Source organism: Cyanobacteria bacterium FACHB-DQ100 (assembly GCA_014695195.1).
Taxonomy (GTDB): domain Bacteria; phylum Cyanobacteriota; class Cyanobacteriia; order Leptolyngbyales; family Leptolyngbyaceae; genus Leptolyngbya.
Genome location: JACJNW010000039.1, coordinates 183,801 through 206,775, shown reverse-complemented (window position 1 = coordinate 206,775; position 22,975 = coordinate 183,801). Strand labels below are relative to the sequence as shown.

General features: G+C 47.7%; 26 protein-coding genes. 17 read left to right on the top strand and 9 right to left on the bottom strand.

The window, feature by feature from the left end; genetic code table 11:
- Position 1: 1 nt before the first annotated feature.
- On the bottom strand, positions 2-1,696 hold the full coding sequence (gene ribA, locus H6F51_23040; GenBank protein MBD1825349.1) for a bifunctional 3,4-dihydroxy-2-butanone-4-phosphate synthase RibB/GTP cyclohydrolase II RibA: 1,695 nt from the start codon (positions 1,694-1,696) through the stop codon (positions 2-4).
- Positions 1,697-1,972: 276 nt separating this feature from the next.
- On the opposite strand from ribA, the gene H6F51_23035 reads away from it, so the two are divergent.
- Positions 1,973-3,031: an N-acetyl-gamma-glutamyl-phosphate reductase gene (locus H6F51_23035; GenBank protein MBD1825348.1), complete on the top strand. Its 1,059-nt coding sequence runs from the start codon at positions 1,973-1,975 to the stop codon at positions 3,029-3,031.
- On the opposite strand, the gene cobM is transcribed toward H6F51_23035, so the two are convergent.
- Genes cobM through H6F51_23020 form a run of 3 tightly spaced genes read right to left on the bottom strand, consistent with a single transcriptional unit; the run spans position 3,022 to position 6,299 of the window.
- A complete protein-coding gene (gene cobM, locus H6F51_23030) occupies positions 3,022-3,831 on the bottom strand; it encodes a precorrin-4 C(11)-methyltransferase (protein MBD1825347.1) in 810 nt (269 codons plus the stop codon). The genes H6F51_23035 and cobM overlap by 10 nt on opposite strands.
- Before the next feature lie 6 nt (positions 3,832-3,837).
- On the bottom strand, positions 3,838-4,689 hold the full coding sequence (locus H6F51_23025) for a prolipoprotein diacylglyceryl transferase (GenBank protein MBD1825346.1): 852 nt from the start codon (positions 4,687-4,689) through the stop codon (positions 3,838-3,840).
- Positions 4,690-4,742: 53 nt separating this feature from the next.
- A complete protein-coding gene (locus tag H6F51_23020; protein MBD1825345.1) occupies positions 4,743-6,299 on the bottom strand; it encodes a PAS domain S-box protein in 1,557 nt (518 codons plus the stop codon).
- 525 nt (positions 6,300-6,824) lie between these two features.
- Between H6F51_23020 and rlmN the strand changes: the two genes are divergently transcribed.
- A complete protein-coding gene (rlmN, locus tag H6F51_23015; protein ID MBD1825344.1) occupies positions 6,825-7,841 on the top strand; it encodes a 23S rRNA (adenine(2503)-C(2))-methyltransferase RlmN in 1,017 nt (338 codons plus the stop codon).
- Positions 7,842-7,881: 40 nt separating this feature from the next.
- Here rlmN and H6F51_23010 read toward each other — a convergent pair whose 3' ends face one another.
- Together H6F51_23010 and H6F51_23005 are read right to left on the bottom strand one after the other, a co-directional pair.
- Positions 7,882-8,061 (bottom strand): replication restart DNA helicase PriA, encoded by a 180-nt coding sequence (locus H6F51_23010; protein MBD1825343.1) that lies wholly within the window; start codon positions 8,059-8,061, stop codon positions 7,882-7,884.
- A gap of 381 nt (positions 8,062-8,442) precedes the next feature.
- Positions 8,443-9,147, bottom strand: a complete 705-nt coding sequence (locus H6F51_23005; GenBank protein MBD1825342.1) for a DUF4230 domain-containing protein — start codon at positions 9,145-9,147, stop codon at positions 8,443-8,445.
- Positions 9,148-9,266: 119 nt separating this feature from the next.
- Here H6F51_23005 and clpS point away from each other — a divergent pair, with 119 nt between their 5' ends.
- Positions 9,267-9,587 carry an ATP-dependent Clp protease adapter ClpS gene (clpS, locus tag H6F51_23000; GenBank protein ID MBD1825341.1) on the top strand — a complete coding sequence of 107 codons (321 nt, stop codon included), beginning with the start codon at positions 9,267-9,269 and terminating at the stop codon, positions 9,585-9,587.
- Positions 9,584-9,874, top strand: coding sequence for a metal-binding protein (locus H6F51_22995; GenBank protein MBD1825340.1), 291 nt, complete (start codon positions 9,584-9,586; stop codon positions 9,872-9,874). The genes clpS and H6F51_22995 overlap by 4 nt, the downstream gene beginning before the upstream one ends.
- Before the next feature lie 16 nt (positions 9,875-9,890).
- Here the strand turns inward: H6F51_22995 and H6F51_22990 are convergent, their stop codons facing one another.
- A complete protein-coding gene (locus H6F51_22990) occupies positions 9,891-10,211 on the bottom strand; it encodes a hypothetical protein (protein ID MBD1825339.1) in 321 nt (106 codons plus the stop codon).
- 138 nt (positions 10,212-10,349) lie between these two features.
- On the opposite strand from H6F51_22990, the gene H6F51_22985 reads away from it, so the two are divergent.
- Entirely contained in the window at positions 10,350-11,267 is a 918-nt protein-coding gene (locus H6F51_22985; GenBank protein MBD1825338.1) for a histone deacetylase, read from the top strand.
- A gap of 97 nt (positions 11,268-11,364) precedes the next feature.
- A complete protein-coding gene (locus H6F51_22980; GenBank protein ID MBD1825337.1) occupies positions 11,365-11,856 on the top strand; it encodes a hypothetical protein in 492 nt (163 codons plus the stop codon).
- Positions 11,857-12,057: 201 nt separating this feature from the next.
- Here the strand turns inward: H6F51_22980 and H6F51_22975 are convergent, their stop codons facing one another.
- Complete coding sequence (locus H6F51_22975) at positions 12,058-12,759, bottom strand: response regulator transcription factor (GenBank protein ID MBD1825336.1); 702 nt, start codon at positions 12,757-12,759, stop codon at positions 12,058-12,060.
- A gap of 351 nt (positions 12,760-13,110) precedes the next feature.
- On the opposite strand from H6F51_22975, the gene H6F51_22970 reads away from it, so the two are divergent.
- The 5 genes from H6F51_22970 (at position 13,111) to H6F51_22950 (ending at position 17,998) form a co-directional block, all read left to right on the top strand.
- Entirely contained in the window at positions 13,111-13,728 is a 618-nt protein-coding gene (locus H6F51_22970; GenBank protein ID MBD1825335.1) for a CPP1-like family protein, read from the top strand.
- Positions 13,729-13,734: 6 nt separating this feature from the next.
- Positions 13,735-14,355: a DUF4129 domain-containing protein gene (locus tag H6F51_22965; protein MBD1825334.1), complete on the top strand. Its 621-nt coding sequence runs from the start codon at positions 13,735-13,737 to the stop codon at positions 14,353-14,355.
- Positions 14,355-15,434, top strand: coding sequence for a DUF4350 domain-containing protein (locus H6F51_22960; protein ID MBD1825333.1), 1,080 nt, complete (start codon positions 14,355-14,357; stop codon positions 15,432-15,434). Before H6F51_22965 ends, H6F51_22960 begins: the two co-directional genes overlap by 1 nt.
- Before the next feature lie 134 nt (positions 15,435-15,568).
- Positions 15,569-17,146: a DUF4070 domain-containing protein gene (locus tag H6F51_22955; protein ID MBD1825332.1), complete on the top strand. Its 1,578-nt coding sequence runs from the start codon at positions 15,569-15,571 to the stop codon at positions 17,144-17,146.
- Positions 17,147-17,218: 72 nt separating this feature from the next.
- Positions 17,219-17,998: a phosphate ABC transporter permease gene (locus H6F51_22950; GenBank protein MBD1825331.1), complete on the top strand. Its 780-nt coding sequence runs from the start codon at positions 17,219-17,221 to the stop codon at positions 17,996-17,998.
- On the opposite strand, the gene H6F51_22945 is transcribed toward H6F51_22950, so the two are convergent.
- Entirely contained in the window at positions 17,995-18,618 is a 624-nt protein-coding gene (locus H6F51_22945; GenBank protein ID MBD1825330.1) for a precorrin-8X methylmutase, read from the bottom strand. The genes H6F51_22950 and H6F51_22945 overlap by 4 nt on opposite strands.
- A 103-nt stretch (positions 18,619-18,721) precedes the next feature.
- On the opposite strand from H6F51_22945, the gene H6F51_22940 reads away from it, so the two are divergent.
- The 6 genes from H6F51_22940 to H6F51_22915 all read left to right on the top strand — a co-directional run bounded on the left by H6F51_22940 (position 18,722) and on the right by H6F51_22915 (position 22,847).
- Entirely contained in the window at positions 18,722-20,044 is a 1,323-nt protein-coding gene (locus H6F51_22940; protein ID MBD1825329.1) for a cytosine deaminase, read from the top strand.
- 356 nt (positions 20,045-20,400) lie between these two features.
- Positions 20,401-20,796 (top strand): prevent-host-death family protein, encoded by a 396-nt coding sequence (locus H6F51_22935; protein ID MBD1825328.1) that lies wholly within the window; start codon positions 20,401-20,403, stop codon positions 20,794-20,796.
- Between the two features lie 27 nt (positions 20,797-20,823).
- Positions 20,824-21,693, top strand: a complete 870-nt coding sequence (locus H6F51_22930; protein ID MBD1825327.1) for a hypothetical protein — start codon at positions 20,824-20,826, stop codon at positions 21,691-21,693.
- A complete protein-coding gene (locus tag H6F51_22925; GenBank protein MBD1825326.1) occupies positions 21,683-22,174 on the top strand; it encodes a hypothetical protein in 492 nt (163 codons plus the stop codon). The genes H6F51_22930 and H6F51_22925 overlap by 11 nt, the downstream gene beginning before the upstream one ends.
- Positions 22,175-22,230: 56 nt before the next feature.
- A complete protein-coding gene (locus H6F51_22920; protein MBD1825325.1) occupies positions 22,231-22,467 on the top strand; it encodes a type II toxin-antitoxin system Phd/YefM family antitoxin in 237 nt (78 codons plus the stop codon).
- Complete coding sequence (locus H6F51_22915; GenBank protein ID MBD1825324.1) at positions 22,464-22,847, top strand: type II toxin-antitoxin system VapC family toxin; 384 nt, start codon at positions 22,464-22,466, stop codon at positions 22,845-22,847. Before H6F51_22920 ends, H6F51_22915 begins: the two co-directional genes overlap by 4 nt.
- The last annotated feature ends 128 nt before the right edge of the window (positions 22,848-22,975 follow it).

The window sequence follows — 22,975 nt, the reverse complement described above, 5'->3', positions numbered from 1 at the left end:
CTTACGGTTTCTCAAAGCTATAGATCGTTTGGGTTGAGAGCAATTCACAGACCTTTGAGGGCAAATGATCGATCGGAAACGTTTGGCGATCGAGTTGGATTTGCAATCCGATCAGCGGATCGGTTCCGGGTGAAACTAGAAACTCTAATTTCTCCATTTCAAAGCTGGTCGAAACCTGATCCAGAATTTGGGCAATTGCGCTCGTCAGGGGGTGCTGTGGAGCCTTGTACCAGTCTGCATCATGGATGATTTCCTGCTCAAACCCCAAATTCACGATCAACGAAGCACGATCAAACAACGCTAACGCCACAGGTCGTGCTTCTTCTTGCAGCATCAGATCTTGAGATTTAGCAAGATGCCGCAGTTTTTCTAACAGCGCATATCGTTCTGTCACCGAATTAAAGTCATCACTTAGATGCAGCGCGATCGTCACCAAATAAGTCCGCAGAAACAAGTGTCCAAGCTTTTCCGCTTTCGTCGTCAAGTAGCTGGAATTGTAGGTCGTCGCTTCGGTGAGTAACGGAACGCGATCGACCATTTCGATGCCGTAGCCTTTTAAGCCTGCGATTTTGCGCGGATTATTAGTAATCAAGCGAATCTGCTTCACGCCCAGATCATTCAGAATCTGAGCGCCGACTCCGTAATCGCGCAAATCCGGCGGAAAGCCTAATCGCTCATTCGCTTCGACTGTGTCCAGCCCGATATCTTGCAGCGAATACGCCTTCAGTTTATTGACCAGCCCAATGCCGCGCCCTTCTTGCCGCAGATACACCACCACGCCAGAGCCATTATGCTCAATCATCTTCAGCGCCGCTTCAAGCTGTACCCGACAATCACACCGCAATGAGCCGAGCGAATCCCCGGTCAAGCACTCTGAATGTACCCGCACCATCACAGGCTGATCGTTAAATTCCGCCGGATCCCCTTTAACGATCGCCACATGCTCGGTATGGTCTAATAAGTTCCGGTAGCCGTAAATTTTGAAGTGCCCGAATTGCGAGGGCAGATCTGCGATCGTTTCACGATGCACAAAGCGCTCATGGCGCAATCGATAGCTAATCAGATCCGCAATGCTAATAATCTTGAGATTGTGCGCTTTGGAATATTCGATTAACTCCGGTAGCCGCGCCATCGAACCGTCCGGATTCTGAATTTCGCAAATTACGCCCGCCGGATACAGTCCTGCAAGCCGCGCTAAATCGACTGCGGCTTCGGTATGTCCAGCGCGTTTAAGCACTCCCCCTTCTCTGGCTCGAATCGGGAAGATATGACCCGGACGACGCAAATCCGCAGGGCGCGTAGTCGGATCGAGCACCACTTGAATCGTTCTCGCCCGATCGTCTGCCGAAATTCCCGTTGTCACTCCCACTCGCGGAGACGCATCAATGCTGACGGTAAATGCAGTTTGATTACTATCGGTATTCTCCCGCACCATTAGTGGAATATCGAGTTCATCTAATCGCTCTCCGGTCATAGCAAGACAGATCAGACCCCGCGCATATACTGCCATGAAATTGATCATGTCAGCCGTGGCAGACTGCGCCGCGCAGATCACATCTCCCTCGTTTTCCCGATTTTCATCATCGACCACCACGATTGCCCGACCCGCTTTCAGGTCAGTTAACGCATCCTCGATCGTATCGAAGGTAGACGGCTGAGTATAAGTTGATTGAGACGAATTAACAGAGAAGTTCAAGGCGACTACACCGTAAAGATTCTTGAAGCGGACTGTTCTTTGATTGTAATTCTTCGGACTACAGAACTGGGTGTTCAAGCGTAGTTTCGTACAATTGTAGTTCTTTTTGGGGGAATGCCTAGATAGCTATAGTATCGGAGTGAGCAGTTCTGAAACAGGTCAACCTCTAGATTGAGAGGCAACAACTCAATTTCTTGAGAATCTGCTTTGAGAATGGCGCGATCGGCATTACAATGCAGCAAACATAAAGGTCATTCACGGGAAAGTCGAGGCAATATGGGTGATTCAGAACGAGTCTCCGTGGGAATAGTCGGAGCTTCAGGCTATGGAGGAGTTCAACTGGTTCGCCTGTTGCTCGAACATCCGCGCTTAGAATTGGCGTATTTAGGCGGGGATAGTACCGTCGGGCAGGATTTCGCAACTCAGTATCCACATCTGTTTCACGCCGTCCATCAGCAAATTGAAGCGATCGATCTTGATGAGATTGCTGCTCGGTGCGACGTGGTATTTTTATCGCTGCCGAATGGTTTAGCGTTAAAAATGGCTCCGGTGCTGATAGAGAAGGGCTGTAAGGTATTGGATCTTTCGGCAGATTATCGCTTCTCAGATTTGGCGGTGTATAAGCAGTGGTACGGTGGCGATCGTAGCGATCAAGCGATCGCTGAAACGGCAGTGTATGGATTACCCGAACTGTATCGCGATCGAATTGCTCAAGCGCAACTGGTCGGTTGTCCAGGCTGTTACCCGACTGCAAGTTTATTAGCGCTGTCTCCGTTGTTAAAGCAGGGATTAATCGTTCCAGAAACCGCCATTATCGATGCAAAATCCGGTACTTCTGGCGGGGGTCGGGTTGCAAAAACGAATTTCCTTTTAGCTGAGGCAGATAATTCTCTCGGTGCTTACGGCGTAGCGCGACACCGACACACACCAGAAATCGAGCAGGTGTGTAGCGACTTAGCCGGACATGAAGTGCTGATTCAGTTCACGCCGCACTTAATTCCGATGGTGCGAGGAATTTTAGCCACAGTTTACGCGACGTTACGCGATCCGGGATTGGTACGCGATGATTTGCTGACGATTTATAGCGCGTTCTATCGATCGTCCCCCTGGGTGAAGCTGTTGCCGAGTGGCACATATCCGCAGACAAAATGGGCGTGTGGTACAAACCTTTGCTACATCGGCATCGAAGTCGATGCTCGAACAGGTCGAGTGATTGTGATGTCGGCGATCGATAACCTGCTCAAAGGTCAAGCGGGGCAAGCGATCCAATGCCTCAACATTATGATGGGCTGGGATGAAACGCTCGGATTGCCGAAATTTAGCTTCTATCCTTGACGAAATAAACGATCGTGGTTTGGGTTGTAAAGCTGCGATCGCTTACCTGTCACTTGATCGGTTCCTGCAAATTCATAAGGTACGGTTGCAGCGCTCAGCGCCGGACTAATCACATAGAGCGTCGTTCGCACTAAGTTCTCTTGCTGCGTCACTTCTGCCATTTGACTCAGTGGAACGAGCCGGATTTTTTCATCTGACCAACCGAGCCGAAAACAGATTGCAACTGGAGTTTCTGCGGGGTAATGCTGCATTAATTTTTGCTGTGCAGACTCAATATGTCTTGCACTGAGATAAAGGCAGAGGGTCGATCGGTGTGCCGCTAACGAGGAGAGTTCTTCTGATTCCGGAACTTGAGTCCGTCCACTGATGCGCGTCAGAATAATCGATTGCACCAATCCAGGAACGGTAAATTCAACCCGCAATCGCGCAGAAGCCAACTGAAACGCGCTGATTCCAGGAACAATCTCAAATGGAATCTCAGCTTCAAACAGTGCCTGCATTTGCTCTTGAATGGCGCTATACAAGCATGGATCGCCTGAGTGAAGCCGCACAACGGATTTCTGCGATCGTACTCGCTCAATCAAAATCGGCAAAATCTCCTCTAGCGTCTTATCTGCGGTCGGAATCACTTCCGCATCTGATCGAGCGCCTTCGAGGATTTCCGGCGGCACAAGCGAATCGGCAAAGACGATCGTATCTGCCTGCGCGATCAATTTTTGCGCTTTAACGGTGAGTAAATCTGGATCTCCCGGCCCTGCACCCACAATGTAGACGGCAGGCGGAAGCGCATGATGCAACATATTTTTCTAAGAAGGTTGGGAATCCGGGGTGTTTGGGTCAGGCACAACATCAGGCAGCGATCGCCGCAGCACATACAGCCATACTAAACCGAGAGTTCCGATCGCAATTCCGGTTAAACTCACCACCTGCGCCATCCTCAAAAAGCCCAGCATCAAGCTATCGGTTCGCAATCCCTCAATCCAAACGCGACCTGCACTGTATCCAACTAAATAGGTAAGAAATAGTGTTCCAACTTTCAGCCGAGGACGTTTGAAGAATAGGAACATCAACAGCGCAAATACGCCTAAATTCCACAACGATTCATACAAAAATGTCGGATGATAATATGCAACATTTTCTAAACCCAGCGGACGACGATCGAGCGGAATGAATAACTTCCAGGGTAAATCGGTCGGACTCCCGAATGCTTCTGAATTGAAGAAATTTCCCCACCGCCCGATCGCCTGTCCCAAAATCAGCGAGGGTGCGACCAAATCTGCCAACTGCCAGAACGATACCCGCTTCAACCGAGCAAAAATCAGTGCTGCAATCACACCGCCTAAAATCGCCCCGTGAATCGCAATCCCACCCTGCCAAATTGCAAAAATCGAGGCGGGATTGGCAGCATAATCGCGCCACTGAAAAATCACGTAATACAGCCTTGCACTCGGAATCGCAGCCAGCACCAACCAAATTGCCAGATCGCTAATCAAATCTGGATTTACCTGCCGTCGGGATGCCAGATACTGAGACAAATTCACCCCAATCAGCACCGCCGACGCAATCAAAACGCCATACCACCGGATCGACAACGGGCCTAACTCAATGCCGCGTCCGGGAGAGGTAAACTGAAACGCCAAAACAACATCAGACAGCATAAATCCAAACCGAGAAATGGCACTGATCACCATAACATCTCTCACCGGTGGATTTACCTGCGATTTGGCTCGATCGCGATCGTTCCCACCGTTGCCGGATGCTGCAAATCCATCGGCAACAGAATCGTGAACTGACTGCCTTCACCCTCTCTCGAATGCATCACGACGGTACCTGAATGCAGTTCCGCCAATTTCTTCGTCAGCGCCAGTCCTAGTCCTGTCCCCTCATGCTTGCGCGACAATGAACCATCGACCTGCTGGAAGGGATGAAACAGAAGGTGCTGCTTGTCTTCGGGAATGCCAATGCCGTGATCCCAAACGGTGAGATCGAGCATTTCACCACACATTTTCACCGTGAGACCAATTTCGCCACCTTCGGTTGAAAACTTGATCGCATTCGACAGCAAGTTCAGCAACATTTGCCGCACCCGCAATTCATCCGCCATTAACGGCTCTAAACCAGGCTCGATCGATGAATGCAACGTCAACTCCTTTAATCGCGCTTGCTCAGTGACAAACGATAAAGTCTTCTCGCACAATTCATCCACAACGATCGGTGCAAGCTCCAGCCGCAATTGCCCTGCTTCCACTTTCGACAAGTCCAGCACATCGTTGATCAGACCTAACAAATGCTGTCCACTCTGATAAATCTGATGAATGTAAATCTGCTGTTTTGGGTTGAGAACGCCGAAAATCTGCTTTTGCAGAATCGACGAGAATCCCAAAATCGAAGTCAGCGGAGTTCGCAACTCATGCGACATATTCGCCAAGAAATCGGACTTCATCCGGCTAGCGCGTTCCAGTTCATCATTTTTTGCTGCGAGTTCTGCCTCAGTTTGCTTTTGCTGAGTAATATCGCGAGTAATGATCGAAACAGCAGTTGGCTGATTGTTTTCATCAAAAACCGGACTGACCGACACCAAAGCCGGGAATAAATCACCATTGCGCCGCAAGCAAGTGACTTCTCCACTCCAACCCCCTGCGATCGCTTGAGCAATCAGTAATTCTGTCTGCTTGCGCTCCGGATAAAACACAGCAGCATGTGTCCCCACCAGCATTTCTGTCTGCCAATCAAAAATCCTGCTGCAAGCAGGATTAGCATAGAGAATCTTGCCGTCTAAGTCAGTAATCACCGTACTGTCATACGCAGATTCTACAGCGCGAGAAAAAATTTGCAGCTTCTTTTCGATTCGCTTCCGTTCTGTGACATCTCGCCCAATTCCCATCCCGCCAATTAATTCATCGTGACGAAACAGAAGCCTTCCGTTCACTTCAAGATGAATTTCTGTGCCGCGTGAAGTCATTAGCACAAATTCAAAATCCCGGAGTTCGCCTGTTTCTACCAAATTGGCGAAGGCTTGCGTTGTTCTATCCCGGTGCGGTGGAGAGACAAATTCTAAATACGATCGCCCGATAATTTCTTCTTGCGAACATCCCAGCAGTTTTTGACCATATGAATTTACATAGGTCAATCGTCCTTCTAAGTCCACGGTGTAAACCATGTCGTTAGCAGTTTCAACATATGCTCGGAACAGTTCTTCCGATTGGCTCAGGCTAATCTCCACAGAACCAATACGGAGAAGTTTGTCGGGAAGTGTGTGATTTGTCATTTCCACAAAATTACCAGGCTGAGGTGAGGAGCAAGAATCAGAACTGATTTGAATCGCGAACGAAAATTAACAATAACTTGCAAAGGAATCAAAGGATGCTAGACAAAGGTCATTCATCTTATCGCCTGTGCAGGCAAACGACGAAACAATATTGAATCCACTTAAACAGAGGCTGACCTTCTAGATCGGGTATTCTAAACGGCTTTGAAAGACAATTCAATTTCTGAAATCCTCATAGAAGTTTGTACCATGACCGCAAAACATAAAGCAGAGTTTATACGGATCATTCTTTGGGTAGATTTTCTAATTTGTTAAAAATAAGTAAGTAGTTTTACAAGGAATCACGAAAAATACGCAAATCGGCTGGAGCAATTCCCAGAGTGCGAATGATGCAGTCTAGAATAGAAGCCTGACGGAACGAATGCCCGGAGTTGCCTGATAATGCAGTGCCGCTCAGCGAGTAAAATTTGCCTGCGTTTTGTTGATGTTACCGCCAGATTTTCGACAGTTTTTTATTCAGTTTCTATGAAAGCCTTAATAGGGGCATCCCTTCCAGAATTAACCGAGTGGGTCAGAGAGCAGCAGCAGCCTGCCTATCGAGGACAGCAGCTCCATCAATGGATTTATCAGCGAGGAGCACGATCGCTGTCTGAGATTTCTGTATTCCCGAAACAATGGCGCTCCGATATGGCAGATTGGGCGATCGGGCGATCGGAAATTTATCATCAGGCGAAATCGATCGATGGCACCGTAAAATTCCTATTGCGCTTGAGTGACGGTCAGATTGTCGAAACAGTTGGCATTCCTAGCGATAAGCGCCTGACCGTGTGTGTCTCGTCTCAAGTGGGCTGTCCGATGGCGTGTGATTTTTGCGCGACTGGGAAAGGCGGCTTTAAGCGCAACCTGGAACGCCATGAAATTGTGGATCAGGTTCTCACGGTGCAGGAAGTGTTTCAACAGCGCGTCAGCAACATTGTCTTCATGGGCATGGGTGAGCCACTGTTGAATGTCGAGAATGTACTGAGCGCGGTGCGATCGATGAATGAAGATATTGGCATTGGTCGGCGCTTTATCACGATTTCCACAGTAGGCATTCCCGGTAGGATTCGTAAACTTGCGGATCACCACCTTCAAGCAACACTAGCAGTGAGCTTGCACGCCTCGAATCAAGCGGTCAGAGAACGCCTGATTCCGAGTGCGCGTCAGTATCCCTTAGAAGCACTCTTAGATGAGTGCCGCGAGTACGTGAAGCTGACCGGGCGGCGGGTGACGTTTGAATATATCTTGCTGGCGGGTGTGAACGATTGTCGTGATCATGCGATCGAGCTTGCAGATCATCTGCGTGGATTCCAGAGTCACGTCAATCTGATTCCGTACAATCCAATCAGCGAAGCCGATTATCAAAGACCGGATCAGCGCCGGATTACTCAGTTTGTGAATGCGTTGAAAGACCGGAATATTGCGGTGAGCGTTCGTAAAACACGCGGTTTAGAAGCGGATGCAGCCTGTGGTCAACTCCGAGCTTCCTTTGCAGGAGTTTAAAGGTTGAAAGTCCTCAAAATGTGAGGACTTTCAATTGAATTTATCGACGCGCGTAGATGCCCGGTGCGTAAGCTTCGATTACTCTGCCTGTTCTAGAGCAAGTAATCATCAAATAATCGCACTGGGCACACTGCGTCCGCGTCAATTGATCAGGTTCAATTTGAATTCGCTCGGCATGATCACCACAGTTCGGGCACCGAACAGCTTGAATGACTTGCATTTTAAATTCCTCGATACGATCGCTAAATCAAAACATTAATAATTTGAGCTTTGAGCGGCTGATGTTCGCTTAACAGTTGTAGTGATTGCTACTAAATTTGCGACGACTTCGCAGACTGTTGTGACGAATTACTTCATATTATTAGCGGTAAAAAGCTCAGCCGCTTCAAATCTCATACTTATTTTAGAGTCGGTAAATCGAGGGATCACCTATCTACAGGGTGATCCCCGGCTTGATGAGCCTTTCAATTTAGCTAAAAAGGGCTGCTTAAATATCTTACTTTCTTTAAAGAAAGTAGCGTAATAACTCTATAATCTTGAGCAATTTCCATTAACAAGAATCAGTATTTTTGCTGTAGAATTTCTTAGTTCTGTATTCTTTTTATGGTGCTGAACATTCCTGTGTTGCGACAGACTGTGGTTCAACAATCACTTGTTTAATCCCAGAAATCCGAATGATCTGGCTTACGGCTAATTTTGCTCGATCGTTAGCTTTGTTTAAAATTCCATCAGCACAAGCCGCGAGCTGAATCTTTTTAAGCGCTTCTTCTTGAGCTAATTTCTGTAAGCTGGGGGCAACATCTGGCCCTAATCCGAGAAGCCCACGATTGTAGTCGTACACGCTCGATCGAGTCACATCGATCTTTTTGTCTAGAATCTTGGGTGCAGGTAGCTGCAATCGAACCGTATCACCCGTAATTTTCACATCTTGAGCGGTTAGCCCACTTAGATCAACGCCTGCTCGAACCTCCCCTCGCGCGATGTACAACAGCTTTGTCGTCCCAATCACCATGCCTGCGATCGTTGCATCCTGCTGCGTCGGCACCACTGCCTCCATTGTGAATACAGCCGTTGTCAGTTCGCTCACTTGCCGAACCTGCTGAATCACCACCGATCGAGTTTCGACTTTGGGTTCTGGCGGCTTGGCATTCATTAACGATTTAAGCTGAGCGAAAAACTGATCGCCCGATCGCAAGAATCCAGTAACGAGAACAGCACTCAACATGAGTCCGCTTCCCGCTAACATCCAGCTAATATTTTTGAACACGCTGCCCGCTCCTGACTTGTGGCGATCTCTTTTTCGCATCGTCTAATTCAAATATCTCTAGCTTAGAACAAGCTTACTATTTCGAAATTGAGCGACTTAGTGAAGACTGAATTAGAATTTGGTAATAAATTTAGTGAATTAAGCCCTTACTGAGAGTTATGACGAGCGTTTTTGTCAATTCAGCTTCAATGACGGCGGGGGGCACGACTCTTGAGAAAACCAGTCAAACGACTCGCCAAACCTATCCGAACTACAAGGTAATCGTTCTGGACGACGATTTCAACACATTTGAGCACGTCGCCAAATGCCTGATGCAGTATATTCCAAAAATGACCAGCGATCGCGCCTGGAAGCTGACCAATCAAGTGCATTTTGAAGGACAAGCGATCGTCTGGACAGGCCCACTGGAACAAGCAGAACTCTATCATATGCAGTTAACTGTCGAGGGCTTAACGATGGCTCCCTTGGAGCAAGCATGAAAAATAAACCGGGGCGGCTGGTGCTGACGCATTCGACCTACATTCCGGGGTTGATTGCAATGCTTGAGAAGCTAATCCAGGTGGAGGGAATCCAGACCGTTACGCCAGCGGTAATCGGGTCGGTGCGCTCTCATTCTCCCCAGTTTAAGCTCAAAATTTCTGTGCCCATCAGGGGCGGGTTCAAGGCGATTGCGCGTCAAGGTAAATCAGTTCAAGAGGTTTTCATTCTCACGACGCTGAACCAAGATCAGCTTGAAAGCGCGATCGCCTTGCTGAACGGGAAGTAACCGCTCGCTCAAGTCACTATTCCGCTTGCTGTTGAGTCGAGGCGATTCGATGTAGCGGTAGGCTCAGCGCGCAGGAGAAGGTGAGGAGGTAGGAAATTACGCCTGTCCACTTGAGGCTCAGCATACAAACCTCCCAATCTGGGCAAATCCATTTCTGTGCCCCAATCGCGACGCAATGTACAATCCAATAGGCAAACGCCATCGAAAATAGAACCTGATCGGCAATATCAGCGTCTTCTGTCTCTGCTTGCTTTTTATTGCACAAAACATAGAGTCCGAGGACGCTGGCAAAGAACGAAGCAAGGTTCAAATAGTCGTGCCAATTTGAATGAGCCATAGTGCGGGTATAAGACGGGTTTAAGTCATGAATCAGTCTAAAGGATGAAACGTCTACTACTCTAGAAAGTCTTACAAATAGCAATAATGAACGCAATTTTTTAACAAAACTACAGATAGAAATCGATCGTTTTTTTGCATGAATTTGCCCCTAATTTACCATCCTAATTACGTTGCACCGTTGCCGCGGGATCATCGCTTTCCAATGGAGAAATTTAAGAAACTTTACGAGATGCTTCTAAATGATCGAGTCGCTGATCCCGCACAATTTCACCGTCCTGAATGTCCACCACAAACTTGGCTCGAACTCGTTCATGCGTCCGAATATGTCCGCGCTTACTGCTCTGGAACCCTTGATGCGAGGGCGCAGCGGCGCATCGGTTTACCCTGGAGTCCTGAATTGGTGAATCGGACTTGTACCGCAGTCGGAGGAACAATTCTCACTGCCAAACTTGCTCTGCAATATGGTTTAGCTTGTAATACTGCGGGTGGAACTCATCATGCTTTTCCCGATTATGGGTCGGGATTTTGTATTTTTAACGATTTAGCGATCGCCTCTCGTGTCTTACAGAAATTAGGCCTAGTTAGAAGAATTTTAATTGTCGATTTAGATGTGCATCAAGGCGATGGTACGGCATTTATCTTTCAATCTGATCCAAGTGTTTTTACATTCTCTATGCACTGCGAAATTAACTTTCCTGGAACAAAACAGCAAAGTGATTTAGATGTTCCGTTAGCAGAAGGCATGGAAGACGATGAATACTTACAAACCTTGGCAGAATATTTACCCGATTTACTATCTGAAATCAAGCCAGATTTAGTGCTGTATGACGCAGGCGTTGATCCGCATTGGGGCGATCGTTTAGGCAAACTCGCACTTACAGATTCAGGCTTATATCGTCGGGAGATGCAAGTTTTAACCACCTGCGTTTCGCAAGGCTATCCGGTTGCTTGTGTGATTGGAGGCGGATATGCCGAAGACATGGATGCGCTCGTTTATCGGCATTCGATCGTGCATCGGGCGGCGAGCGATGTCTTTCGACAATACCGTTTGTAGGGTGTTGAGGAATGGGTCGATCGCAGATTGAAGCATTCCTCAACACCCTATACGCCAGATGATGCCTTCAAATTACAGAGCGCTTCTTCCAGGAGTTGTGCTTACCATTGCTACAATCGCGGCTCCGCCAACGATCGCATTTTCCGCGCCTGTTCCCACCTCCCCAGTGCAAGAATTTTCCTTCTCCCGAATGGGTATTGGCGGAATCCAACTGGGAATGAAAGCCTCTGAAGTGCAGCGTAGGCTGGGTAAGCCATTGAACATGAAAGCAGAGAAGTCTCCTTGTTGTGGGGTACTGCTGCGCTGGCAGTATGCAGAGTTTGAAGTCCGGTTGGAAGTACCAGAAGGAGCCAATCAAGCGCGCAACGCATCGGTCTATTCCATCTCAACCCGGAGCGCCAAAGTTGCCACACTAGAAGATGTTCGAGTGGGCGATCGTCGCAGTAAAGTCACGCGAGTGTATGGAACACCCAGCACGACGATTCAGGACAGAATCTTTTACAGCAATGATGCGAACGCTTCGCTATTGATGCTTCGATTGAAGAACGATCGTGTTGTAGAGATCATTGCAAACACTCAGCTAAATTAATGCAAGTAGGTAGACAGAATGGGTTGCCGCGTTTCGGCTGCGCTCAACGCTCAAAAGCCAGATTACTGTAGGCTGAGCGCAGCCGAAGCCCAAACCCAATGCGGAACTTAATTTTGTTCATCTACTTATTAAATCTGTAAACAATAAAACCGGGGCTTGCAAAAGCTTTCCCCGGTTTTATATTGAGTTGAGTTTTTTGCCCTAGCTAACTGCCGCAGGCGACTCAAACTTGTAACCGACACCCCGAACCGTTTGAATCAAAGCAGGCTGGCTCGTATCAATCTCGATCTTTTTGCGTATCTGTCCGATATGAACATCGACTACTCGCTGATCGCCGACATACTCGTAATCCCAAACTTCCTGAATCAATTCCGCCCGTCGCCAAACTCGTCCGGGATGCGCCGCTAAAAAGTGGAGCAAATCGAACTCTAGCGCGGTTAGGGGCACAATTTCATCATTCAGCTTCACTTCACGCCGTACCGGATCAATGACCAATCCTCCAAAAGCGAGACATTGCTGCTCGGCAGTGGTCACAATCCGTTGACGTTTGAGAATTGCGCCAACTCGACCACCTAGCTCCACCAAGCTAAACGGTTTCGTGATGTAATCATCTGCTCCCTGCGCGAACCCACGTACCTTATCTGCCTCATCTGTCCGGCTGGTCAGCATCAAGACAAAAACGTTGGTGCGGCTTTGCATCTCCTGGCAGAGCGAGTAGCCGTTCGCATCCGGTAGATTTACGTCTAGGATGACGAGATCCGGATTGAACTGCTCAAAAATTTGCATCGCGGATTTGCCATCTTCGGCAGATTCCATTTGATAACTTTGCTTGGTAAGGAAGCGATGAACGAGATTCCGAATTGCCGGATCATCATCCACGACGAGTATCTTGGCTGGAGCCATGACCATAACCTTGCGTTAAAAGTAAATTGAGAAGGGAGCGATCGGGCGTTTAAGAAAAAATTCCTATTTCTGTTTTACACAGAAGAAATTTGTCATCAGCATTAGTATGCCTTAGCTTTTGATTAGAATATCCTGGTTTGATAAAGTTTCCGCAATTTTACGGTCGAATCTAAACTAGAAGTAGGGAATACGCACATTGATTACAGCGCGGCGATCGCGCTTTACAGAGAAAGCGGTGATCCAGTTGGATCAGAAAACTTATCTCCAAGTCGGGAACACATCGTCTACACTCTAGTTGTAATCCCCAATGCAGCTAGGTTACTTTGGTAGAGAAGGTGGAGTAACAAGCCCATGAGTGCCCAAAGCCCGTATGAAAAGTTAGGCGTTTCTGAAGGTGCGACGTTTGAAGAGATTCAGACGGCTCGTGCCCGTTTGGTTGAAGAATTAGCAGGTGATCAGCGAAAAATCGCAGAAGTGGAAGCAGCATATGATTCTGTGCTGATGGAGCGACTTCGATTGCGCCAAGAAGGCAAGATCAAAGTGCCCGATCGCATTCGATTTCCAGAGAAATTAGTGCAAGCGACTCCGACTGAAACTCCCGCTCCAGCCTCAAAATCGAATCAGTGGTTGATGAGCTTGATCGATCAGCCGAGCACTCAGGATATCGCGTTTCCTGGGGTGGCAATGGTGGGACTAGGCACGCTTGTATATCTTTATCCCACTGATCAGGTGCTGCAAGTTTCGATGGCGCTGGCGACGGGAACAGCGTTGTATTTTCTCTTCCGCAAAGAGCGGAAGTTAGGGCGAGCGGTGCTGCTAGGGGTAGCGGGCTTGTTGCTGGGGTTTGCGATCGGTGGAGTTGCCTATACGCTGTTGCAGCCCTCTGTACCGATGCTGCCCCCGAACGAAATTTTTATCAGTTTGGTAACTTTTCTGGTTTTATGGGTGGTCAGTAGCTTTACCAAGTAATTTCTGATGGCGGCTGAGCAATTCCAGAGAAGCGATTTTAATTGGCAAATCCAGCAGTTTTTTCGGCGGGTGGGCGAGTGGATTGAATTACGATTTCCACAGGTTCAGCCTCCGAATTTGCCCGATGCGCCAAATTGGTGGTTCCCGTCTTGGTGGCTAGAGGCAGGTTTTTGGGTGCTTGTCAGTTTGGCTGTCGCTTGGTTGGGATTTCAAATCTATCTCTGGGTTCACGCTTATCTAAATCGAAATCAAGCTGAGATTGCGAAGTTTTTCGATCTCACCGCTTCCCAGCCTGAAAAAGAGCGGACGATCGCAGGCTGGGTAAAGTCTGCTCAGGAATTTCAACAGCAGGGAAATTACCGAGAAGCATCTAGGGCGCTTTATATGGCGATGCTGCAGCGGTTGAATGAGACGAAGCTGATTACGATCGACAAAAGCCGTACCGATCGCGAATATTCCCGGCTGGTGCAACTACTGCCTCAAGCTGAGTCGTATCAAATGTTACTTGAAACTCACGAGTTGCTTTGTTTTAGCGATACGCCAATTTCAGCGGAAATGTTCGATCGAGTCCAACGCGCCTATGGCAACATTGAACGCGCAACGGTTGATATGGCAAAAATGGCGTGATGAAAAAACTCGATCGACGTTTGGTTTTCGGGCTGATTGCGCTTGCTGTGATCATCAGCTTAACCCTGTTTATTGCACCCAGAAGCAACCGAATTAGCAGCGGCTCTACGTTCAGTCGTTCCCCGGATGGCTACGGAGCTTGGTATGCCTATATGCAGCGTCAGGGAACTCCGGTTGAGCGGTGGCGGAAAACAATCCGTGAGATTGAGCAAATTTCGGGCACGGGAAACACAATGATCCAGGTTGATCCCTCTGGGCTTGGAATGGCGAATCCCGATTTGAACTGGATCGATCGCGGCAATACTTGGATTGTTCTAGGCGGACGCGATCTAGCAGCAACTGAGGCGGGATTTTCCACGCAGCACGAGAGCGATCGAGGCTTGGTAAAAATTGAGACTTCTAGACGACTGACGAGCGATAAAAGAATTAAACAATTGTTGGGCGATCGCTTTGGGTCGATCGTTTGGGAAGAACCCAAGGGAAAAGGTCGAATTATTTATGCCGTAACGCCTTTTTTAGCGGCTAATGCGTATCAAGATGAGCCAGGAAATTTTCCGTTTCTGGCGCAATTAGTAACTGGAAAAAAGATTTGGATTGATGAATACCTGCACGGCTACCGCGATGAAACTGCCAAAACTGAAAGTCAGCAAAGTTGGTTAGGGTACTTGCTCGGAACACCTCTATCCGTGGTGCTTTTGCAGGCGATCGTGCTCTCGATCGTGCTGGTTTGGGCAAAGAATCGCAGGTTTGGACAGGCACAACCGATTGAAGCCTCTCGTGTGAATGATAGCGAGGCGTATACGCAAGCTCTAGCAAGTGTGTTGTACAAAGCGGGACGGAGTGAGTTTGTTGTGGATGTGGTTGGGCGTGAAGAGCAATTGCAGATCCAGCGATCGTTAGGACTTGGAGGGGTGTTGGTCGATCGAGAAGTGTTGATCAAGGCGTGGGTGGAGCAAACCGGAAGACCTGCCGCAGAACTGGCGCAACTTTTTCCAGAGAAACAGCGATTGAGTGAGCAAGAGTTAATCAAATGGCTGGCTCACCTCAAAGAGATCAGGCAGAGCTTCCCGTGGAGTTGAGAAGTTTTAACAAAACCTTGCAGAACTCCTGCAGAACTGTTACGAAATACGAAGTCTGAGAAGTCAACAGAAAGATCAAGATAAGCTTGCGACAGCTTTTGATTCGTTTTTGAAAGAATTGCCACAGCTTCAATATGCGTGTTTTACTGCTGTATCCAGTGTTTCCTCAAAGTTTCTGGTCATTTGAAAAAGCGTTAGAGCTTGTGGGCAGGAAAGCGATGCTGCCGCCGCTTGGACTGATTACAGTGGCAGCAATTCTGCCGCAAGACTGGGAATTTAGGCTGGTCGATCGCAATGTTCGCGAGGTGACTGAGGCAGACTGGGACTGGGCAGAGTTGGTGGTTCTGTCGGCAATGATTGTGCAGAAAGGAGATCTGTTAGCGCAGATTCGAGAAGCGAAGCGGCGTGGAAAGCGTGTGGCAGTTGGAGGCCCTTATGCAACGGCACTGCCTCAAGAAGTCGCAGAAGCGGATTATTTAATTTTGGATGAAGGCGAAATTACCTTGCCGAAGTTTGTCGCAGCGATTCAGCGCGGAGAAACACAAGGGACTTATCGATCTGAGGGCGATCGACCGGATGTGACCATTACTCCGATTCCTCGATTCGATCTGCTGGATTTTGAAGCTTACGATAATATGTCGGTGCAGTTCTCGCGGGGCTGCCCGTTTCAGTGTGAATTCTGCGACATCATTGTTCTCTATGGGCGTAAGCCGCGCACAAAAAGCCCAGAGCAACTTCTAGCCGAACTCGATCGTTTATATGAATTGGGCTGGAGACGATCGATTTTCATGGTGGACGATAACTTCATCGGCAATAAGCGCAACGTCAAACTCTTGTTGAGAGCGCTGAAAGACTGGATGGCAGAGCACGAGTATCCGTTCCATCTCAGCACCGAGGCTTCGGTCGATTTAGCACAAGATCCTGAACTGATGGATCTGATGGTCGAATGTAATTTTAATGGCGTATTTTTGGGAATTGAAACGCCAGATGAATCGAGCTTGACGCTGACCAGTAAGCATCAAAATACACGCAATTCCCTGTCTGATGCAGTCGATGCGATCACCCGAACAGGACTGCGAGTGATGGCAGGCTTCATCATCGGGTTTGATAACGAAACATCGGGAGCGGGCGATCGCATTGTGCGATTTGTTGAGCAAACAACAATCCCGATCGCGATTTTCTCGATGCTGCAAGCCCTTCCCGATACCGCACTCTGGCATCGCTTAAAACGAGAAGGTCGCTTAGTCGAAGACAACGCCAACCTGAATCAAACCACGCTGATGAACTTTGTGCCGACTCGTCCGCTAGAGGAAGTGACGCGAGAATATATCGATGGATTTTGGCGGCTGTATGATCCGGTGAACTATCTCGATCGCACCTATCGCCACTTCCTGAAACTGGGAGCGCCAAGACATTCTGCAAAATTAAGAAAAGTGACCTGGAAGGTTATCCGAGCATTTCTCACTGTTTGTTGGCGACAAGGGGTCGTGAGAGAAACGCGCTGGAAATTCTGGCACCACTTATTCAGCATTCTGAAACACAATCCAACCGTTGTAGAACATTACTTCTCGGTTTGTGCGCTGAATGAGCATTTCCTGGAATATCGTCAAGCAGTCCGTACTAAAATTGAGGCGCAATTAGCGGATTATTTGGCGCGTCAGGAGTTGAACAATGCTCTGGAATCAGCGCCTTCTGAAGCGCAAGCCGTTTAGTCGATCGCACCAGTGCTTTTCCTCCAGTCTAGAATTGAAGGAACGCCGTTTTGTTTGTCGATCGACTGACCTATGCTAGTTCCTTTAAGCCGTAAGAAATTTGAAGATCTGATTCCGTTCGTGGGGACTGGCGCTCAGTATAAGTATTGCTGGGGTAAGTTTCCTGATTTCCTGCGTCGAGTGCTGATCTCGATCTCGGCACTGGCAACTGTGCTGCTAATTCGAGCGTTTTTTGCGTCAGGCGAATTGCAGGACGTGCTTCAGGGTGTAACGTTCTTCATGTCGCTGTTTGCGCTGGTGTATTGGCTGTGGAGTCCCGCAGTTCTGGCAGCAGCGCGAAATGCCTCGTGTCGGCGCTATAAGTACGCGGGATTTTTGCGCGGCGAGGTGTTTGATGTCTTCGTTAGTGATGAAGTCGTTAGCACTCAAGAAAGTGTGAATAACCGGGGCGATTTGGTTGTCACAGAGAATCGAGAGCGGCGGATTAATGTAGAAGTCGGGGATGAGTCAGGATTTGCCACGCGGATTCAAGTGCCGCTTAAGCGCGAACATCAAGCGATTCGGATTGGAGATACGGCGGAAATGCTAGTGATGTCCGATCGACCAGATTTGAGTCGGATTGCTAAAGTAAGCGATGTGTTTGTCAGTCGCGTTGGCGTTTGGGTGAGCGATTATCCTTACTTGCGTCGCGATGAGTTTGAAGCGGTGAGTCGGCGGTTGAACACGATCGATATTGAACCCGAGGAGTACGACGATCGTCGGGATGAACCCGAGGAGTACGACGATCGCTACGAGCAGTTTGAAGCACCGCAACCGAGAAAACGGATTCCACGATCGAGACGGCGACGTTAACTTGCTTGATTGCCGCCGTAGGCTTGCCACGCGAGATCCACGAGGGCATTGACGATCGCAGCCGCGACGACTGCGCTTCCTTTTCTGCCTTCGGTGCGAATATGCGGAACTAGAGAATCACTCAATCGCGCCTTGGCAGCATCGACATCGAGAAACCCGGACGGCGTGGCAATAACTAAAGCAGGTTTAATTTCTTCCGCTTGAATGAGGGCGGCAAGCGTCATCAGTGCGGTTTGAGATTGTCCGACGACAAAGATTCCTTCTGGATAGCGTTTAGCTAATGTTTCAATCCCCCAAGCTGCACGGGTTTTCTCTTTCTGGGGACGAGTGATCGTCTCCATGCTGCAATAGATTGGATTGGCAAAGGTGTTTTGAATGTTGGTATTAATTCCAACCTGCACCATTGGCACATCGACAATAATGGTTGTCCGAGCCGCAAGCGCTGCTGCACCGGATTGCAGCGCCAAATCCGAGAAATAAATCAGGGTTTTATAGTCAAAATCCGCAGTTGCATAAATCGCTCGTCGGACGATTTCATATTCGGCCGGAGATAGAGTGTGATCACCCACTTCTCGATCGATGATGGCTAAGCTTTGTGCGTCGGTCGGGTGCCACTCCATAATGGTTGTTACTTTTTTTACATTGGTTTCCAAGCTCTCTTAGTTTACTCGGATTTATTCGAGTTGCATGGCAAAATCAGAGGAATGCAATGGCTCAAACCTTATGATTTTTGCTGCAAATCACTATTGGATTAGAAATGCCCATGTGCCTGCTTGTTTGCTGGTGGGTGAGGAACTGTGGACGACGCAGAAGGCATCAGATCAGTTGCTAAACGTCGATTTAGAGATTGTTGAGGGTGTGATTGCTGCGATCGTTCCTACGGGAACTCAGAGCAATGCTGGGGTTGCGTCGATCGATTTGCAGGGTGGAATGGTTTGGGCGTGTTTTGTAGATTTGCATACGCATTTAGACAAGGGACATATTTGGAATCGGGCAGCAAATCCAGATGGAACCTTTGAGAGCGCACTCGCGACAGTCCGCGCAGATTCGGAGAAGAATTGGGATGCGGAAGATGTGTATCGTCGCATGGAGTTTGGTCTGAAGTGTAGCTATGCTCATGGGACGAAAGCGATTCGGACACATTTAGATTCAGCAGGTAAACAAGGCACGATCAGTTTTGAAGTGTTTCGAGAGTTGCGGCAGAAATGGGCAGATCGAATTATTTTACAAGGCGTTTGTCTGGTTTCATTAGATTATTTTCTAACACCTGAAGGAGAAAAACTTGCAGATTTAGTCGCAGAATCTGCTGGAGTTTTAGGCGGAGTGACGTTCATTAATCCTGAGATTGATCAACAGATCGATCGCGTCTTTTCACTCGCGAAAGAACGGAACTTGAATTTAGATTTTCACGCGGATGAGAACGATGATCCAAACTCAGATACCTTACGTCGAGTCGCAGAAGCCGCAATTCGACATGAATATCAGGGCAAAGTTGTTTGCGGTCATTGTTGTAGTTTGGCAGTTCAAGAAGATACCGAGGCAGATAGAACGATCGCACTCGTAAAAGAAGCTGGAATCGGGATTGTTAGTCTCCCGATGTGCAATCTTTACCTACAAGGAAGACGACCCGGAAAAACTCCAAGATGGCGCGGAGTCACATTATTACATGAGTTGAAACAAGCAGAAGTTCCGGTGGCGATTGCTTCAGATAATTGCCGCGATCCGTTTCATGCGTATGGTGATCACGATGCGTTAGAAGTGTTTAGCCAATCGGTGAAAATTGCTCAGTTAGATCATCCCTTTGGGAATTGGGCAAAGGCAATAACTTCTACGCCTGCGGATTTAATGAATTTGCCGAAAGTGGGACGAATTGGAGTGGGTTTGCCTACGGATTTGGTGTTATTTAAGGGGCGGAATTATCGGGAGTTATTGTCGCGATCGCAGCACGATCGGATTGTGTTGAGAAACGGAAAAGCGATCGACACGACCTTACCCAGCTATACCGAGTTGGATAATTTACTTGAAAACAGAATTTCGTCTACATAGCTGCCCATTTCGGAGTGATATACAGACAAAATTCTACATATCATCCCGATTCAGAGTTTTATCCAGACGAAAAGCCGTATGAAACCCTGAATTAGAGGAGTTAGACAGAATAAGGCGGATCAAATCTGTCTAAAAAAGAGTTGAGCTGCTTAGGTTATCGGTGAGGGCAGCAACCTGAGTGTTCTCGGTTGGCACGCAGTACCCATCTAGCGCAAACCATCTATTCTACGCAAAGCAAGATACCCTACAATCCTTGCTGATTCTCTGGTTTAGACTTAAAATGTAAAAAACGTAAGACACTATTGACAGTTTCAAAATGATTTGCCATTATGAGGTGTAGGGAAGGGCAAGTAAACATGAACAAAAGTTTTAAGCAAATCCCGATGTCCGAATTAAGAGTCAAGCTGCCAAAACTTAGGCGGCAAGTTCAGTCGGGTAACTTACGGATTGTATGTACTCACTATGGTGAAGTTGCAGCCTTTTTGCTTCCACTTCAAGATATTGATGCTCTCAATTCAGAAGAGGGAGAACCTAGTATTCAGAACAGTGAAGAGATTCCTCTCACTGAGTTTCGTGATCAGCTAACCGAATCCTGGGAGAGGCTTTTGGGTGGAATAGATTGTATCTATCTGACGTTTCATAAAAGGCGGGTTGTGGCATTTGTATCGCCTCGCTTCACGCATTACCTTTCATTACCACTGATTGGTGACGCAGATAAAGTTTTGTTTGTTCCTTCTGAGATTCAGGTCTAGTTATTGCAGCATGAGGAGTTAATTGAAGTGTTCAAGTTTACGTATTTTGATTCTCAAACTAAGACGATACTTTCTGACAGAAGTACATTCTGTGATCTGGCAGTAGAGCAGGAACTTGCGCCTGTCCTAGAAATTCTCAAGCAGACTGGTGAAGTTGAAGGGGCTTGTTGTGGTATCAAGCCTGGTGTTTCGGGATTAGTTTATGAACTCAAGGGAAGAACTTTCCAGCTTACCTATGCTGTTGATGTTCCGAGAAAAGAAATCAGGTTTTATGAGTTCCAGCAGATTTCTCACTTAATTGATTGGAAAACTGCTCTAGATCAGGATCTGCGTGGAGGCGAGCAACAGCCCATTTACATCCCTCAAATCGGTGATCCACAGAAGTACATTAAGACTGTTGCGCTAATTCATTCTGGAACCAACACATCTAAATCTTTAGGTGTTGCTTTTGGTAGTGGTGCCAAAAAAGAAAAAGATTTGGCTAGGAGAGGAGATTACCTTGGACGACCCGTGATGGAGATTGGTCTTGCCAGTCGAGGTTCGACCGAGAATAAGTCTTCAAGCATTTACGTCTTAACAGATCGAGGGAAAAGGATTGCCCAGAGCGATGATCAGGAAACTCGTGAACGCCTTCTTGCAGAAGCATTGCTAGGGTTCTACCCAATTCAAATGATTATTGAGAAAACAACTCGTGACGATCAAGAACTCACTAAAGAACTAATTCAAGAGGTGATTTCTCTGGTAAGTTTCGGTGATTGTGGAGGAACCACCAATCCTCGCAGAGCCAGTTCCTTGCGGGCATTGGTGAATTGGGTGTCACGGTGGGCTGGCATTCCAATTCGACGAGAAGGTAGCGATGGTATCCAACTCTACATCCCTCAAATCGATGCAAACTAAACCATACGATTTTGAAACTCAGTGCAAAGTTGGACAAGAGGGAGAAACCTTCTTAGACCAGTGGTTATATCCTATCTACAAAGTGCTTGATGTCTCTAACGAGATGAAGTACCAGCAAGCAGGGATAGACAGAATTATCACTCGGTCAGATGGATCAGTTATCACGATCGAGTATAAGTTTGACCTTGTGGCTAAACGGACAGGCAATCTCTTTTTTGAAACTATCTCGAACGACAAAGAGATGATTCCAGGATGGGGGTGGAGTTCTCAGGCGGATTACTGGATCGTCCTGATACCAGAGCAAGAAATTCTTGTCTTTAAGCCAGGAAAACTGAGAGTGCTAGTTTGGGAATTACAGAAAACTCTTCAAAAGAGAAGTGTTCCCAATAGAGGGTACAACACAGTTGGCTATCCCATTCCACTAACCCAAGCTAGAAAAGTTGCCTTTCAGATCAAAACTCTTTACCTAGAGAGCCTTTGAACTCTTTGATGTTTTGGAGATTTGTTTGTCCATCAAATTTACACCGAGGTAGGCTGATGCTGAATGTAACTATTGATGAAATTCAACGTGATCCCTTGAAGTACCTTCACCAGGTAGAGGCAGGCGAAACTCTTGTCATTGTTAGATCTGACAAGCCTATTGCCGAACTTAGACCGATTACCAGTAGCAAACAATTGAGACCATTTGGTTTATGTGCAGGTGAGTTTATCGTTCCAGATGATTTCGATGCTCCTTTGCCGGAAGATCTTCTCAGCGCATTCGAGGGCAAATGAAGATTCTGCTAGATACTCACATCTTTCTATGGTTCATTAGTGGCGATACCCAGTTGTTAACAGATGTTCGGGATGCAATTCGTGATCCAGACAATGAGGTTTATCTGAGTGCAATCTCAGTCTGGGAAGCAATTGTCAAGTACCAGTTGGGCAAGCTGCCTCTGCCGGAGCATCCCGAAACGTATTTACCCAAACAGCGCGATCTACATCAAATTGCCAGTCTTGCCCTTGATGAAATTAGTGTGGTTCAACTGGCTAAACTGCCACTATTACATCGTGATCCATTTGACAGAATGCTTATCTGTCAAGCTTTACAAAATGGTTTAACAATTGCGACAGTGGATACAGCAATCTGTGCCTACTCAGTCAACGTCATGTAGCAGCGCAGCCCAACAATGCGTTGGTGGGGGCGGAACAGAGGTTGGTGGTGGGAGTCCGAGATTATCTGCCGCCGCACAACTTCACCGTTAGCTGGCTTAGCCTGAGATTGAATTGGGATAAACGTTCA

Excerpts from the sequence above, each read along its gene's own strand:
- H6F51_23035 (MBD1825348.1), top strand. The coding sequence starts at position 1,973 with ATGGGTGATTCAGAACGAGTCTCCGTGGGAATAGTCGGAGCTTCAGGC.
- cobM (MBD1825347.1), bottom strand. The coding sequence starts at position 3,831 with ATGTTGCATCATGCGCTTCCGCCTGCCGTCTACATTGTGGGTGCAGGG.
- H6F51_23025 (MBD1825346.1), bottom strand. The coding sequence starts at position 4,689 with ATGCTGTCTGATGTTGTTTTGGCGTTTCAGTTTACCTCTCCCGGACGC.
- H6F51_23020 (MBD1825345.1), bottom strand. The coding sequence starts at position 6,299 with ATGACAAATCACACACTTCCCGACAAACTTCTCCGTATTGGTTCTGTG.
- rlmN (MBD1825344.1), top strand. The coding sequence starts at position 6,825 with ATGAAAGCCTTAATAGGGGCATCCCTTCCAGAATTAACCGAGTGGGTC.
- H6F51_23010 (MBD1825343.1), bottom strand. The coding sequence starts at position 8,061 with ATGCAAGTCATTCAAGCTGTTCGGTGCCCGAACTGTGGTGATCATGCC.
- H6F51_23005 (MBD1825342.1), bottom strand. The coding sequence starts at position 9,147 with ATGCGAAAAAGAGATCGCCACAAGTCAGGAGCGGGCAGCGTGTTCAAA.
- clpS (MBD1825341.1), top strand. The coding sequence starts at position 9,267 with ATGACGAGCGTTTTTGTCAATTCAGCTTCAATGACGGCGGGGGGCACG.
- H6F51_22995 (MBD1825340.1), top strand. The coding sequence starts at position 9,584 with ATGAAAAATAAACCGGGGCGGCTGGTGCTGACGCATTCGACCTACATT.
- H6F51_22990 (MBD1825339.1), bottom strand. The coding sequence starts at position 10,211 with ATGGCTCATTCAAATTGGCACGACTATTTGAACCTTGCTTCGTTCTTT.
- H6F51_22985 (MBD1825338.1), top strand. The coding sequence starts at position 10,350 with ATGAATTTGCCCCTAATTTACCATCCTAATTACGTTGCACCGTTGCCG.
- H6F51_22975 (MBD1825336.1), bottom strand. The coding sequence starts at position 12,759 with ATGGCTCCAGCCAAGATACTCGTCGTGGATGATGATCCGGCAATTCGG.
- H6F51_22970 (MBD1825335.1), top strand. The coding sequence starts at position 13,111 with ATGAGTGCCCAAAGCCCGTATGAAAAGTTAGGCGTTTCTGAAGGTGCG.
- H6F51_22965 (MBD1825334.1), top strand. The coding sequence starts at position 13,735 with ATGGCGGCTGAGCAATTCCAGAGAAGCGATTTTAATTGGCAAATCCAG.
- H6F51_22960 (MBD1825333.1), top strand. The coding sequence starts at position 14,355 with ATGAAAAAACTCGATCGACGTTTGGTTTTCGGGCTGATTGCGCTTGCT.
- H6F51_22955 (MBD1825332.1), top strand. The coding sequence starts at position 15,569 with ATGCGTGTTTTACTGCTGTATCCAGTGTTTCCTCAAAGTTTCTGGTCA.
- H6F51_22950 (MBD1825331.1), top strand. The coding sequence starts at position 17,219 with ATGCTAGTTCCTTTAAGCCGTAAGAAATTTGAAGATCTGATTCCGTTC.
- H6F51_22945 (MBD1825330.1), bottom strand. The coding sequence starts at position 18,618 with ATGGAGTGGCACCCGACCGACGCACAAAGCTTAGCCATCATCGATCGA.
- H6F51_22940 (MBD1825329.1), top strand. The coding sequence starts at position 18,722 with ATGATTTTTGCTGCAAATCACTATTGGATTAGAAATGCCCATGTGCCT.
- H6F51_22935 (MBD1825328.1), top strand. The coding sequence starts at position 20,401 with ATGAACAAAAGTTTTAAGCAAATCCCGATGTCCGAATTAAGAGTCAAG.
- H6F51_22925 (MBD1825326.1), top strand. The coding sequence starts at position 21,683 with ATGCAAACTAAACCATACGATTTTGAAACTCAGTGCAAAGTTGGACAA.
- H6F51_22920 (MBD1825325.1), top strand. The coding sequence starts at position 22,231 with ATGCTGAATGTAACTATTGATGAAATTCAACGTGATCCCTTGAAGTAC.
- H6F51_22915 (MBD1825324.1), top strand. The coding sequence starts at position 22,464 with ATGAAGATTCTGCTAGATACTCACATCTTTCTATGGTTCATTAGTGGC.